15 protein-coding genes and 1 tRNA gene are annotated in these 13,917 nt (G+C 57.3%); 11 read left to right on the forward strand and 5 right to left on the reverse strand.

What is annotated here, in order from left to right:
- Positions 1–162: 162 nt before the first annotated feature.
- On the reverse strand, positions 163–1,446 hold the full coding sequence (locus ACA061_RS09505) for an NAD(P)/FAD-dependent oxidoreductase (RefSeq protein WP_497301252.1): 1,284 nt from the start codon (positions 1,444–1,446) through the stop codon (positions 163–165).
- A 183-nt stretch (positions 1,447–1,629) separates the two neighbouring features.
- On the opposite strand from ACA061_RS09505, the gene ACA061_RS09510 reads away from it, so the two are divergent.
- Together ACA061_RS09510 and ACA061_RS09515 are read left to right on the forward strand one after the other, a co-directional pair.
- Positions 1,630–1,706 (forward strand) — tRNA-Val (locus tag ACA061_RS09510).
- A 521-nt stretch (positions 1,707–2,227) separates the two neighbouring features.
- Entirely contained in the window at positions 2,228–2,683 is a 456-nt protein-coding gene (locus tag ACA061_RS09515; RefSeq protein WP_497301253.1) for a DUF2214 family protein, read from the forward strand.
- Positions 2,684–2,905: 222 nt separating this feature from the next.
- Here ACA061_RS09515 and csrA read toward each other — a convergent pair whose 3' ends face one another.
- Complete coding sequence (gene csrA / locus ACA061_RS09520) at positions 2,906–3,100, reverse strand: carbon storage regulator CsrA (RefSeq protein ID WP_003179932.1); 195 nt, start codon at positions 3,098–3,100, stop codon at positions 2,906–2,908.
- A gap of 250 nt (positions 3,101–3,350) precedes the next feature.
- Between csrA and ACA061_RS09525 the strand changes: the two genes are divergently transcribed.
- Together ACA061_RS09525 and ACA061_RS09530 are read left to right on the forward strand one after the other, a co-directional pair.
- Positions 3,351–3,719, forward strand: a complete 369-nt coding sequence (locus ACA061_RS09525) for an SPOR domain-containing protein (protein ID WP_210555604.1) — start codon at positions 3,351–3,353, stop codon at positions 3,717–3,719.
- A gap of 86 nt (positions 3,720–3,805) precedes the next feature.
- Positions 3,806–4,717 carry a siderophore-interacting protein gene (locus tag ACA061_RS09530; protein ID WP_497301255.1) on the forward strand — a complete coding sequence of 304 codons (912 nt, stop codon included), beginning with the start codon at positions 3,806–3,808 and terminating at the stop codon, positions 4,715–4,717.
- A gap of 51 nt (positions 4,718–4,768) precedes the next feature.
- Here the strand turns inward: ACA061_RS09530 and ACA061_RS09535 are convergent, their stop codons facing one another.
- The 3 genes from ACA061_RS09535 to ACA061_RS09545 form a co-directional block, all read right to left on the reverse strand.
- Positions 4,769–5,458: an endonuclease gene (locus tag ACA061_RS09535; protein WP_150616650.1), complete on the reverse strand. Its 690-nt coding sequence runs from the start codon at positions 5,456–5,458 to the stop codon at positions 4,769–4,771.
- A 4-nt stretch (positions 5,459–5,462) separates the two neighbouring features.
- Positions 5,463–5,744 (reverse strand): DUF1654 domain-containing protein, encoded by a 282-nt coding sequence (locus tag ACA061_RS09540; RefSeq protein WP_497301256.1) that lies wholly within the window; start codon positions 5,742–5,744, stop codon positions 5,463–5,465.
- A gap of 178 nt (positions 5,745–5,922) precedes the next feature.
- A complete protein-coding gene (locus ACA061_RS09545) occupies positions 5,923–7,011 on the reverse strand; it encodes an asparaginase (RefSeq protein WP_497301258.1) in 1,089 nt (362 codons plus the stop codon).
- Positions 7,012–7,359: 348 nt separating this feature from the next.
- Here ACA061_RS09545 and ACA061_RS09550 point away from each other — a divergent pair, with 348 nt between their 5' ends.
- The 7 genes from ACA061_RS09550 (at position 7,360) to rbsD (ending at position 13,912) form a co-directional block, all read left to right on the forward strand.
- Entirely contained in the window at positions 7,360–7,806 is a 447-nt protein-coding gene (locus ACA061_RS09550) for a hypothetical protein (RefSeq protein WP_210555607.1), read from the forward strand.
- 200 nt (positions 7,807–8,006) lie between these two features.
- Positions 8,007–8,963, forward strand: coding sequence for a sugar ABC transporter substrate-binding protein (locus ACA061_RS09555; RefSeq protein ID WP_150601453.1), 957 nt, complete (start codon positions 8,007–8,009; stop codon positions 8,961–8,963).
- 55 nt (positions 8,964–9,018) lie between these two features.
- Positions 9,019–10,572, forward strand: a complete 1,554-nt coding sequence (locus tag ACA061_RS09560; RefSeq protein WP_150601454.1) for a sugar ABC transporter ATP-binding protein — start codon at positions 9,019–9,021, stop codon at positions 10,570–10,572.
- Positions 10,569–11,546, forward strand: a complete 978-nt coding sequence (locus ACA061_RS09565; protein WP_150594716.1) for an ABC transporter permease — start codon at positions 10,569–10,571, stop codon at positions 11,544–11,546. The genes ACA061_RS09560 and ACA061_RS09565 overlap by 4 nt, the downstream gene beginning before the upstream one ends.
- 3 nt (positions 11,547–11,549) lie before the next feature.
- Complete coding sequence (locus tag ACA061_RS09570) at positions 11,550–12,569, forward strand: LacI family DNA-binding transcriptional regulator (RefSeq protein WP_497301260.1); 1,020 nt, start codon at positions 11,550–11,552, stop codon at positions 12,567–12,569.
- A gap of 24 nt (positions 12,570–12,593) precedes the next feature.
- Positions 12,594–13,511 (forward strand): ribokinase, encoded by a 918-nt coding sequence (gene rbsK, locus ACA061_RS09575; RefSeq protein WP_150616644.1) that lies wholly within the window; start codon positions 12,594–12,596, stop codon positions 13,509–13,511.
- Positions 13,508–13,912: a D-ribose pyranase gene (gene rbsD / locus ACA061_RS09580; RefSeq protein ID WP_210701624.1), complete on the forward strand. Its 405-nt coding sequence runs from the start codon at positions 13,508–13,510 to the stop codon at positions 13,910–13,912. The genes rbsK and rbsD overlap by 4 nt, the downstream gene beginning before the upstream one ends.
- The last annotated feature ends 5 nt before the right edge of the window (positions 13,913–13,917 follow it).

Below are 13,917 nucleotides of genomic sequence, written 5' to 3' on the forward strand. Positions count from 1 at the left end.
GTCAGAGAGGGTATCTGGGGGTTAGGGGATTTATCTGTGGCGAGGGGATTTATCCCCGATGGGGCGCGCAGCGGCCCTGCTTTTGAAAAGCAGAGGACTGCTGCGCAATCCATCGGGTATAAATCCTCTCGCCACAAATGCTTCTGTGGTCAGAAAACCTGATCAGAACCCATATCTGTCGCGCAAGCCGTAATACCAGGCCCCCAGCGCCGCAAACGGCGTACGCAGCAGTTGCCCGCCCGGGAACGGATAGTGCGGCAGATCAGCAAACGCATCAAAACGCTCCGCCTGACCACGCAACGCCTCAGCCAACACTTTGCCGGCCAGATGCGTATAGGTCACACCATGGCCGCTACAACCCTGCGAGTAATAGATGTTGTCGCCCAGGCGTCCAACCTGCGGCAAGCGCGACAGGGTCAGCAGGAAGTTTCCGGTCCAGGCGTAATCAATCTTCACGTCCTTGAGCTGCGGAAAGGCCTTGAGCATTTTCGGGCGGATGATCGCTTCTATGTTTGCCGGATCCCGTGCGCCATATACCACGCCGCCGCCGAAGATCAGGCGCTTGTCGCCCGTCAGGCGGTAGTAGTCGAGAAGGTAATTGCAGTCTTCGACACAATAATCTTGTGGCAGCAGGGTTTTCGCCAGTTCCTCGCCCAGCGGTTCAGTGGTGATTACCTGAGTGCCGCACGGCATCGATTTGGCCGCCAGTTCCGGCACTAGATTGCCGAGGTAGGCGTTGCCGGCAACGATGATGAACTTCGCTCTGACCTTGCCTTGCGGCGTGTGCACAACCGGGTTGGCGCCGCGCTCGATCCGCACGGCGGGCGATTGCTCATAGATAGCGCCGCCCAGCGATTCGACCGCTGCTGCTTCGCCTAGCGCCAGGTTTAGCGGATGAATATGGCCGCCACTCATGTCGAGCATGCCGCCGACGTACTGATCGCAGGCCACGACCTCGCGAATACGACGTTGATCGAGCAGTTCAAGCTGCGTATGGCCGAAGCGTTCCCACAGACGCTTTTGCGATTCCAGGTGGCCCATCTGCTTGGCTGACAGCGCCGCGAACACGCCGCCGTCCTTCAAATCGCACTGTATGTTGTACTTGGCGACGCGCTCGCGAATGATCCGGCTGCCTTCGAAGGCCATGTGGCCAAGCAGTTGCGCTTGCTGCGGGCCGACGGTGCGTTCGATCACATCAATGTCGCGGCTGTAGCTATTAACAATCTGGCCGCCGTTGCGCCCTGAAGCGCCGAAACCGACTTTGGCGGCTTCCAGCACGGTCACGCGAAAACCGTTCTCCAGCAGAAAAAGGGCGGAGGACAACCCGGTATACCCGGCACCAATCACGCAGACATCCGTCTCCACATCATCCTGCAAGGCTGGACGTGCCGGTACGGCATTCGCCGACGCCGCGTAATAAGACTCTGGGTAAAGGGTGTTCGCCATCCTGCAGCCTCTGTTTAATATATTTTACGAGTGCGCCGATCCTACCCGAGTTGAAAAACCTCCGCCAGCCACGGAAAAATCTGTGTCGCTGGGTGGAAATTAAATATTTTGCATATTCATAGGGTTAGGTGAAAAAAAGGTGTTGACACCCCTCCGGAATTCCGTAGAATGCCGCCTCACAGCAGGCACGTAGCTCAGTTGGTTAGAGCACCACCTTGACATGGTGGGGGTCGTTGGTTCGAGTCCAATCGCGCCTACCAAACAAAATCCGCTCTGCTGGGCGGTCTAGAAGGGCTCACCGAAAGGTGGGCCCTTTTTTGTTGTCTGGGGTTTGCAAACCCTTTGCAAAATCCTCGCTTCAGAACACCAACTCGACACTCACCTCGACGTACGCTTACCTTCTCTTTCCAGATTGATGAGACGGCTTCAGCGCTAGCGCATATAGCCAGTCATTCCGTCGCGTCAAACTCTCATTCCTTAAAAATAGTGTGGATATTGAATGAGTTACGAGTTTTTTTAACCGACCGGTTATCGAAAAAATATTGTCGCTGAAGCGATTAATCAGTAATATCCGCTCCGCGTTCACCACCACGGTTTATGCATTTTTAATCCCAAGCTTCCATCAGCTGCTTGGGATTTTTTTTGCCTGCGATTTGGCTTTTGCAGCACTTCTCTATTGCGTTCCTCGGCGTCACCACTGGCGATGTGGCACGAGCGAATCTCCATTTTTTCGACTACTACTGACTGGCCGATTTTCAACTCTCTATAAAGGAGTGTGTCGATGCTGGGTCATTGGTTTCTCGCGGCTATTCATCTACTGGCTTTTGCCCTGGGCTTTTGGGCGGTACTGACGCGTGGAACGGCGTTCAGTCGTTTGGCGACCGGTGCGGGGGAGGTCAGGCGCGTGTTGCTCGCCGATAATCTGTGGGGCATCTCTGCGTTGATTCTGTTGATAACGGGCGGGATGCGTGCCTTTGGCGGGTATGAGAAGGGCACTGACTATTACCTTCACCAGCCACTGTTCCATCTGAAGATGACACTGTTTGTACTCATTCTGCTGATAGAGCTCGCGCCGATGATCACATTGGTCAAATGGCGCATCGCGTCAGCGCGCGGTACGGCACTCGATACCGGACGTGCAAAGTTGTACGCGCGAATCAGTCATGTCGAGGCGTTGTTGCTGATGCTGATGGTGGTTGCCGCCACCGGCATGGCGCGTGGCGTGACATTCGCTTAGGAGGGCGAATTCCCTGTGCTCTATCGGAATCGTCCGACAGCCAGCCTTTGGAATGGCCGGTAATATCGAGCGGTAACAAGGGATAGGGAGAACGAATCGGAAGGGGATAGGTGTGTCAGGCGCCGTGCCCAACAGAGTGGGGAGCGGGTGGCAATACGGCGCGTGTATCTCTAGCCAGTCATTGTGCTGGGCAAACGAACTGGCTACTGACTGCGATGCGGCTCAGGGTGTCTGTGGTTTGTCCGGAGCGGTCAGACCAGCCTGAATGCGCTGGTAGATCTCTTCACGGTGCACCGCAACGTTCTTCGGAGCGTTGATGCCAATTCGTACTTGCTGGCCGCTAACGCCCAGGATGGTGATGGTGATGTCATCGCCAATGTTTATGCTTTCACCGACTTTGCGGGTGAGTATCAGCATGGTCTTCTCCTTGATTGCTTTGTAGGGCACCTGATTCAGACAGTGCAGAGGTCGGTGGTACGTATAGATTAGTGCGAAGTCTCACGGTTTGGGTGCCTCTTTCTGACGCGCAGATGCGGCATTAATTCCCAGGGCGTAACTATACAGAGGCTGCAATCATCAATCTCGTTGTTTCGTGCCCATTTTGCGGGGCTCGCGAAGTATTTATGAATGGTAAGATCGCCGCTTTGAGATTTCCGAGGAAACCGTTGTGCGCAAATTGGTCTGGATGGTCGCGGCACTGGCATTGGCAGGATGTGGTGAAGGCAAGAGTGTAGACGCGCAAAAGCCGAAAACGGTGGTCGCGGCTGCTCCTGCGGTGGCCTCCGCTCCACAGTGGGATCTCGAGGTGCGCGGCGAAACGCCTCAGGCTGTCAGTGATCTGAGCGGCTGGCTGATCGAGCATGCGTTTGTTCCAACGGTAATCAAGGACAGCAGCGGTAAAGCGCGGATTCTGATTGGCCCGTTCAACACCAAGGCAGAGGCTGAAGCTCGTCAGGTGCAGGTCGATGCAGCATTGGTAAAGGCCAAAAAACAGAATATTGAATCGGTGGTGATCGAGCATCCGATCCAACCGTAAACTTTGCTTTCAGCGGAGCAGCCTAAAGGGCGTCGGATGCGATTCGTCTTATACGAGTCACTTACGATTTCTTGAAGGAGCTCCGCATGGCCTCCGCCAATCCCTACAAGCTCTTCAGTGCTGTGCTGCAGCGTAAAACCCTGTTGAGTCCGCACTTGATGCGGATCACCTTCGCCGATCCAGAAATTGCCAACATGGCCACCTGGGCACCCGATCAGCGCGTCAAACTTTTTTTCCCTGCCGCAGATGGCTCTCCTGCAAACCTTGCGCAGGAGGAAGGTTGGTACGCGCGTTTCCGTTCGATGTTGGCGAGCCGTCGCCCGGCGATGCGTACTTACACGATTCGTCATCTGCGTACCGAACAAGGTGAGGTCGACATTGATTTCGTCTTACACGGTGAAACAGGACCGGCTTCGCGCTGGGCGTTGCGAGCGCAGCCGGGCGAGTCGATGCAGATCCTTGCGCCTGACAACCGTTTTTCTGCGAAGGAAGCCGGAGGGTTCGAGTGGCGGCCGCCGAAGGCTCTCAAGCAAGTATTGCTGGTTGCCGACTCGACGGCGTTGCCGGCAGTCATGGGCATTCTTGATGAGTTGGCCGCCCTTGCCGAACCACCCCAGACGCAAGCTTTCTTCGAAGTCGACAGTGCACAAGACATGCTTCCAGTGCCCGACTGGCCGGGGCTTACAGTGCAATGGTTGATCCGTCAGCAGGCAGGTGCGACCGTCGCCGGGACGCTGATGGTTGAGGCGGTGCGGCAGGCGACCTTGCCAATTCATGCTTCGTCAGCGAACCAGGCCATCGAACTCGCCGAGGTCGATATTGATAAAGACATTCTTTGGGAAATCGCCAATACGGCCGAAGAAGGATTTTACGGCTGGATCGCCGGCGAAAGTGCGGCCGTCATGAGCTTGCGCAAATACCTGATCAAGGACTGCGGGATCCCTCGTGAATCGCTCAACCTGATGGGGTATTGGCGCTACAACAAATCTGGCAGCTAGCCACAAAAAAAGGCCTCGAACATAACGTTCGAGGCCTTTTTTGTGCTGCGATCAACCGCAGGCTTTCAGGTTTATCGGGCCGACAAATTCATTGCCGCGCCCCATTACGCACGCCACGCTCTGATTGCGCTGGCGTTCCCAGTCTTGTACCGGGTAGGTCTTGTCCCACGCCTCATACAACTGCCGATCCTGTTTCGACAGACGCAAGCCGTATTGCTTGCTCATGTAGAAATAGGTGCGGGCAATCATGCCGCGAATTGAAGGGCGGGGCATGACCTTCTTGGCCTTGAAGTCGACCTGGGTCAGGCAAGAGCCGTACTGACCGGATTGCACTGGCAGCCAGCCGTAGCTGAAATTGCTGCGATCGCCATTGACCTCGCCAATGCTCGGTACCAGGTTATGCAGGTCGGCTTCGGCCTTCTGGTAGGTTGGATCGTAGCGTGTGCAGTTCTTGCGTCCGCCTTCCTGCCAGCATTGGCGCTGATGGCCAAACTGCCAGGCGGGCACGATGTGCTCCCATTCGATACGTGACGCGCGCTTGGCATTTTTGCGCGGTACATAACCGCAAGCTTTCAAATCAACTCTGTTGCCAGTGTATTTGCAGCCGCAATAGAACTCGGTGGACTGCGGTGCGTACAGTTTCCAGGCGACCTTCTTGGCTTCAGAAAATGTGCGAGGTGCGCCCGCTTGGGCGCCCATGGCGATGAACAGCAGGAGCAAAGCAAAACAGCGGACAATCATTGAATCAATCTTCCTTCGGCACAACCCAAAAAATCTGCACGCCACCATCGTCGCGGTAGGCGAGGGTGACGTTGTCGTTCTCGTCGATTTCCTCGAGCAGGCGCTCCCAGTCATCCATCGGCTCGTCCGGCAGGCGGAAGATCAGTGCGGCTTTGGCTTTCTGTGCGGTGGGGGAATTGATGATTTTTTGAACGCGCATACCCATGCGTTCATAAGCGTCAGGGGAGGTGGCCACGAGGTTATCCTTATTAAGCTGTACGTGCATACAGTATTTAACTGTAAGCATTTTCGCAACTGCTTAAAATTCAAGAAAATCCTCTGACAGCGCTTTTCCTGTTTTGGTGTAGGACGAGTCGAAATTTTTGTAGGGAAGATGCACGGAGATTTGTAGGCGACGCACCACCCGCGAATCAGGCGGGTGGTGCGAGGATTGCCCCATCAAGAGTTGATCGGGCGAGGGTCAATCAGTATTCCCAGAACATCCGTTGCAGCTCTTTGCTGTCGTTGGTTTTGGTCAGTGCGACCATCGCCAGGATGCGGGCTTTTTGCGGGTTCAGGTCGTGAGCGACAACCCAGTCGTACTTGTCGTCAGGTTGTTCGGCATTGCGCAGAACGAAGCCGCCAGCGTTGACGTGGGACGAGCGGATGATTTGCACGCCATCTTTACGCAGGGCTTGCAGTGAAGGGACTACGCGCGAGGACACCGAGCCGTTACCCGTGCCTGCGTGGATGATGGCTTTGGCACCGGATTGGGCGAGTGCCTTGTAGGCGGTATCGCTCACGTTGCCGTAGGAATAGGCGATTTCTACGTCAGGCAGGCTCTTGATGTTTTTGATGTCGAACTCGGAATCCATGGTGTGACGCTTGGCTGGCAAGCGGAACCAGTAGGATTTGCCTTCAACCACCATGCCCAGTGGGCCCCAGGCACTTTTAAAGGCCTCGGTCTTGATGTTGATCGTTTTGCTCACGTCACGACCGGACTGGATTTCATCGTTCATGGTCACCAGTACGCCTTTGCCGCGAGCTTCTGGGCTGCTGGCCACTGCTACGGCGTTGTACAGGTTGAGCATGCCATCAGCGGACATGGCGGTACCCGGACGCATCGAGCCGACGACGATAATTGGCTTATCGGTCTTCTCTACCAGGTTAAGAAAGTAAGCGGTTTCTTCGAGCGTGTCGGTGCCGTGGGTGATGACGATGCCGTCGACATCTTTGCTGTCAGCCAGCTCGGCGACGCGGCGGCCCAATTGCAGCAGGTTGTCGTTAGTGATGCTTTCCGAGGCGATCTGCATGACTTGTTCGCCACGCACGTTAGCCAGTTTGCTCAATTCGGGAATGCCGGCAATCAATTGCTCGACGCCGACTTTGGCCGCTTGATAAGTGGCGCTGTTAGCTGCACTGGCACCGGCCCCGGCAATGGTGCCGCCGGTAGCGAGAACCACGACGTTGGCGAGTTTGGTCTGAGTTTCGACTTCTTTGGCCTGAAGGGCAGTCGGCAGGAGCAGGAGGAGGGCCAAGGCGCCCGGAACGAAGGTGTTGAAAGCAGATTTCATTATTTTTCTCTCTAGTAGTGAGACAGTGCTGATGCAGGTTCATCTAGATGCGCCCCGAGCCGATCTGGATGCCGGGGTACGGTGAAGGGAGCAGGATCTGTACCAGCCGTACTATGCGTCAGAGAAATGTTTAACCTGATGATTTACATCAATATTTTTTTATTCTAAAAATAGCGTCTGGCGTCGGATATCCGGTTTTCCGAACAATGTGAGCTTTCATGTTCGGCTCTCCGAAAAGGACTACTGCTTCTGTCGAACGAATCGGGTTGCCGTTTCTGGAATGGGTGCTAAAGAATCCTTCGCGCTGGCCGATGCGTGTTCAGGGAAACTAATATTTAGGGAGTTCTCATGTCACTGACGATCGGTTTATCAAATCCCGCGGCTGTCACCATCGGCGGCAAGACTGCTGCGACGATCAATGCATTGAGTGAGGCGGAAGCGGACGCTTCCGCTGAGGCGCTGGGCACTGAGAAAGAAGCGAGCAATCAGGTCCGAACCGGTGGTCCCGCGCAGGAAGACAGCAAAGCTGAAAGCGGCGACAACCTGAGTATCACGGTCAAAATGCTGCTGAAGCGGATGCAGGAATTGCAGAAGCAACTCCAGGAACAGCAGCAGCAACTGGCTGCGGCCCAAGCTCAGAGCTATCCGACTCCGGAGGCCAAATCCCAGGCGGTCATGTCCATTCAGGGGCAGATCATGCAAACCAGCGGCGCGCTGACGGAAGTCGCGGGTGCGCTGCTCAAGGAGATGTCCAAGGACGCTACAAGCGGTAACCTGGTCAGCACAACGGCCTGAGCAACGGAGAGCGAGTTGGAAGACTCGTCCTACAATAAATGGCGATTTCCGATTGTTGACAAATCGCGGCGAGGTTCGCATAGTTCGATCTACGCAAACGTTTGCGCGGCTTCGACGGGGTAGTACTCCATCGTTGGAAGCGCTATAGCTTACGCCAGCGCAAGCGTTGCTCAAAATAATCATAAGATCGGAGTGAACCCATGAAGCTGCCATTCGCTGGACGTCTTCTTGCTGTCGCTATGCTGGCTGCCACAGCCGCTGCATTACCCGTCTCTTCGGCGTTCGCCGAATCTGCTGAAAAACCCAAAGTCGCACTGGTCATGAAATCCCTGGCCAACGAATTCTTCCTGACCATGGAAGATGGCGCCAAGGCCTACCAGAAAGAACACTCTGCCGATTTCGACCTGATCTCCAACGGCATCAAGGACGAAACCGACACTGCAGGCCAGACGCGCATCGTCGAGCAAATGATTCTGGCGAAGGTCAATGCTTTGGTCATCGCGCCTTCTGACTCCAAGGCCATGGTGCCGGTGATCAAGAAAGCCGTCGATGCCGGTATTACCGTGATCAACATCGACAACCAGCTCGATCCGCAAATCGTCAAAAGCAAAAACATCAGCGTGCCATTCGTAGGCCCGGACAACCGCAAAGGTGCGCGTCTGGTTGGTGAATATCTGGCCAAACAGCTGAAGGCCGGTGACGAAGTCGGCATCATTGAAGGCGTGTCCACGACCACCAACGCCCAGCAGCGTACCGCTGGCTTCAAGGATGCGATGGAGGCGGCGCAGATCAAGGTGGTTTCCCTGCAGTCCGGCGACTGGGAGATTGATAAAGGCAACAAGGTTGCCGCGTCGATTCTCAGTGAGTACCCGGATGTCAAAGCGTTGCTGGCCGGTAACGACAGCATGGCAGTCGGTGCCGTTTCCGCCGTGCGTGCTGCGGGCAAGGCAGGCAAGGTGCAGGTTGTCGGCTACGACAACATCAATGCCATCAAGCCAATGTTGAAGGACGGTCGCGTACTGGCGACTGCCGATCAATATGCCGCCAAACAAGCTGTGTTCGGTATCGAGACCGCGCTGAAAATCATCAAGGGCGAGAAGGTCGACAGCGGTACCAATGGCGTGATTGAAACGCCGGTCGAACTGGTCACCAAGTAAGTCCTCTGGCGATACAACGGCGCTCGTCCGCCCGGGCGAGCGCATGGAGATTTTTATGTCAGTTTCCGCTCCGAACGCTGTCCTCTCGGTCAGCGGTATCGGTAAGACCTATGCGCAACCGGTGCTCACAGGCATCGATTTGACGCTGATGCGCGGTGAAGTACTGGCGCTGACCGGCGAGAATGGCGCCGGTAAAAGCACCCTGTCGAAGATCATTGGTGGCCTGGTTACCCCGACCACGGGGCAGATGCAGTTCCAGGGCAAAGACTATCGCCCGGGCAGCCGTACCCAGGCTGAAGATCTCGGCGTGCGCATGGTCATGCAAGAACTCAATCTGTTACCGACATTGTCGGTGGCGGAGAACCTGTTTCTCGACAACCTGCCGAGCAACGGCGGCTGGATCAGCCGCAAGCAATTGCGTAAGGCAGCCATCGAAGCCATGGCGCAGGTAGGGCTCGACGCGATCGATCCGGACACGCTGGTCGGCGAATTGGGTATCGGGCATCAGCAGATGGTCGAAATCGCCCGCAACCTGATTGGCGATTGCCATGTGCTGATTCTCGACGAGCCGACCGCGATGCTCACGGCGCGTGAAGTCGAAATGCTTTTCGAGCAGATCACTCGCCTACAGGCACGCGGCGTCTCGATCATCTACATATCCCACCGTCTCGAAGAGTTGGCCCGAGTCGCGCAGCGCATCGCTGTGCTGCGAGATGGCAACCTGGTGTGCGTCGAGCCGATGGCCAATTACAACAGCGAGCAACTGGTCACGCTGATGGTCGGCCGCGAGCTGGGCGAACACATCGACATGGGCCCGCGCAAGATTGGCGCCCCGGCGTTGACGGTCACAGGCCTGACTCGTTCCGACAAGGTGCGCGACGTCTCGTTCGAAGTGCGTGCCGGGGAGATCTACGGGATTTCCGGCCTGATCGGAGCAGGGCGCACTGAACTGCTGCGGCTGATTTTTGGTGCCGACGTCGCTGACAGCGGCACAATTGCACTGGGCTCGCCCGCGCGAGTGGTGAGCGTACGTTCGCCGGTCGATGCGGTGCGCAATGGCATCGCGTTGATCACCGAAGATCGCAAAGGCGAAGGCTTGCTGCTTAGCCAATCGATCAGCGCCAACATTGCCTTGGGCAACATGCCGGAAATTTCCAGTGGTGGTTTCGTCAACAACGGCGACGAAATCTCACTGGCGCAACGACAGATCGACGCGATGCGCATCCGCAGCTCGAGCCCGACACAGTTGGTTTCGGAACTGTCCGGTGGTAACCAGCAAAAGGTCGTGATCGGTCGCTGGCTGGAGCGTGATTGTTCGGTGCTGCTGTTCGATGAACCGACCCGTGGCATCGACGTCGGTGCCAAGTTCGACATCTATGCCTTGCTCGGTGAGCTGACGCGCCAGGGCAAAGCGCTGGTGGTGGTATCCAGTGACCTGCGTGAATTGATGCTGATCTGCGACCGGATCGGTGTGTTGTCGGCCGGGCGTCTGATCGATACCTTTGAGCGCGACAGCTGGACCCAGGATGATTTGCTTGCTGCCGCGTTCGCCGGCTACCAAAAACGTGATGCGTTGCTCAACGAAGCGGCGCCTAGGGATCTCCCATGAAAACTGCATCTCCTGCCAGCAAGCGTAGTGGCAACTTTTACGGACTGGGCACCTATCTGGGGCTGGCCGGTGCACTGCTGGCGATGATTGCGCTGTTCTCGGTCTTGAGCAGCCACTTTCTGTCCTATAACACTTTCAGTACGCTGGCCAACCAGATTCCCGACCTGATGGTGCTGGCCGTCGGCATGACCTTCGTGTTGATCATTGGCGGCATCGATCTGTCGGTGGGCTCGGTGCTGGCACTCGCGGCATCAACGGTCAGCGTGGCCATGCTCGGTTGGGGTTGGAGCGTGTTGCCGGCGGCGTTGCTCGGTATGGCGGTGGCGGCATTGGCGGGCACCGTGACGGGTTCGATTACCGTGGCCTGGCGGATTCCTTCGTTCATCGTTTCTCTCGGTGTGCTGGAAATGGCCCGTGGTCTGGCTTACCAGATGACCGGCTCGCGCACGGCTTATATCGGTGATTCGTTTGCCTGGCTGTCGAACCCGATCGCTTTCGGTATTTCACCGTCGTTTATCATTGCCTTGCTGGTGATTTTTATTGCGCAGGCAGTTTTGACGCGCACCGTGTTCGGTCGTTACCTGATCGGTATCGGCACCAACGAAGAAGCGGTGCGGCTGGCGGGGATCAATCCAAAACCCTACAAGATTCTGGTGTTCAGCCTGATGGGCCTGCTGGCCGGTATCGCCGCGCTGTTCCAGATTTCTCGCCTGGAAGCGGCGGACCCGAATGCCGGCTCAGGCCTGGAGCTGCAAGTGATTGCCGCGGTGGTGATCGGCGGCACCAGCCTGATGGGTGGACGCGGTTCGGTCATCAGCACGTTCTTCGGTGTGCTGATCATTTCCGTACTGGCGGCCGGTCTGGCGCAGATCGGTGCAAGCGAACCGACCAAGCGCATCATCACCGGTGCGGTGATTGTGATCGCGGTCGTGCTCGATACCTATCGCAGCCAACGCGCCAGTCGGCGGGCTTGAAACATGGCGACAATCAAGGATGTGGCGGCGCTCGCGGGAATTTCCTACACCACCGTGTCTCACGTGGTGAACAACACCCGACCGGTCAGTAAGGAAGTCCGGCTGAAAGTCGAGGCCGCCATCAAGAGCCTCGACTACGTGCCGAGTGCGGTGGCGCGCTCGCTGAAGGCCAAAACCACTGCAACCATTGGCTTGTTGGTGCCCAACAGTCTCAACCCGTACTTCGCCGAGTTGGCGCGGGGCATTGAGGATTACTGCGAGCGTAATGGCTACTGTGTGATTCTCTGCAACTCCGATGACAACCCGCAAAAGCAGCGCAGCTACTTGCGTGTCTTGCTGGAAAAACGCGTCGACGGTTTGATCGTCGCGTCGGCCGGCGGTGACAGTGGTCTGGCACAGGGGCTGGCCGGCGTGAAGACGCCGATGGTGATTGTCGACCGTGGACTGGATGGCGTGGATGCCGATCTGGTGCGCATCGACCATGAGTACGGCGCTTACCTCGCCACCCGTCATCTGTTGGAGCTTGGCCACCGCGATATCGCGACCATTGGTGGCCCTGCGAGCACCAGCGTGGCGCAAATGCGTCAGGCCGGTTTTTGTCGGGCGCTGAAAGAGGCGGGCATCGAAGTGTCGCCAGCGCGCATGCTCGAGAGTGATTTCACCAGCACCGGCGGTTACAACGCGGCGACGACGCTGCTTGCGAAAGATCCGCCGAGCGCAATTTTTGCCGGGAACGACATGATTGGCATCGGGGTGCTGCGAGCGGCGGCTGAGCGCAAGGTGCGAGTGCCGAGCGAGCTGTCGGTGATCGGCTTCGACGATATCCAGATGAGCCGTTACGTGTACCCGGCACTGACCACCGTCGGCCAGTCGATCCTGCAACTGGGCGAGATGGCGGCTGAAGTGCTGCTGCGAAGGATTGCTACCCCAGGCCTGGTCACTGATCAACGGATCGTGACCCCGAGTATTGTCTTGCGCGAATCGACTGCGCCGCTGTCCGGCGTGTTCACCGAGTACCGCTGAAACCGAATTGACGAGTAGTGATGTATGCCAGCAAATGTAGTGGTAATAGGCAGCCTGAACATGGATCTGGTAACCCGGGCGCCACGGCTGCCCCGGGGCGGTGAAACGCTGATCGGACATTCCTTCGCCACCGTCTCTGGCGGCAAGGGCGCCAACCAGGCGGTGGCTGCCGCGCGCCTGGGCGCTCAAGTGGCGATGGTCGGTTGCGTTGGTAGCGACGACTACGGCGTGCAGTTGCGAAACGCGCTGCTGGCCGAGCAGATCGACTGTCAGGCGGTCAGCGTCGTCGAGGATTCGAGTGGCGTGGCGCTGATTGTGGTCGATGACAACAGTCAGAACGCGATCGTGATTGTCGCCGGTGCCAACGGCGCCATGACGCCGGCGGTGATCGACCGCTTCGATGCTGTGTTGCAAGCAGCCGACGTTATCATCTGCCAGCTCGAGATTCCGGATGCAACCGTGGGCCATGCGCTCAAGCGTGCGCGTGAACTGGGCAAGACCGTAATCCTCAATCCCGCCCCTGCCAGCCGTCCATTGCCGGCAGACTGGTTCGCAGCCATCGATTATCTGATTCCCAACGAAAGCGAAGCTGCTGCCTTGAGCGGGTTGCCGGTTGATTCGCTGGAAACTGCAGAAAGCGCGGCAAGTCACCTGATCGCGATGGGCGCAGGAAAGGTCATCATCACCCTTGGCGCTGAGGGCTCGTTGTTCGCCAACGGCAAAGGCTTCGAGCATTTCCCGGCGCCGAAAGTGAAAGCGGTCGATACCACGGCGGCGGGGGACACCTTCGTCGGTGGTTTTGCCGCTGCGCTGGCCGCCGGCAAGTCCGAGGCCGAAGCGATCCGCTACGGGCAGATTGCCGCCGCTCTGTCGGTTACTCGCGCCGGCGCGCAGCCTTCCATTCCAACCATGTCCGACGTACAGGCCTTTAAACCCGCATGAAAAAGACTCCTTTGCTGAACGTCGCGCTGTCGCGACTGATCGCATCTCTGGGCCATGGCGACATGGTGGTGATTGGTGATGCCGGCTTGCCGGTGCCGCCGGGTGTCGAGCTGATCGATCTTGCGCTGACCCATGGCGTCCCGGACTTCGTCAGCACCCTGAAAGTCGTGCTCAGCGAGATGCAGGTGGAAAGCCATGCGCTGGCCAAGGAAATCTTCGACAAGCAACCGACGGCGTTGCCCGTGCTCGACGCGTTGAATGAAGAAGGCGCACTGGGTCGTCGCGATCTGCTCAGTCATGAGCAATTCAAGGTTCTTAGCCGACAGGCACGAGCGATTGTTCGTACAGGCGAATGTCAGCCGTACTGCAACATCGTTCTGGTGGCTGGTGTAACGTTCTAACTTTC

The organism is Pseudomonas sp. LBUM1668, from assembly GCF_059695715.1.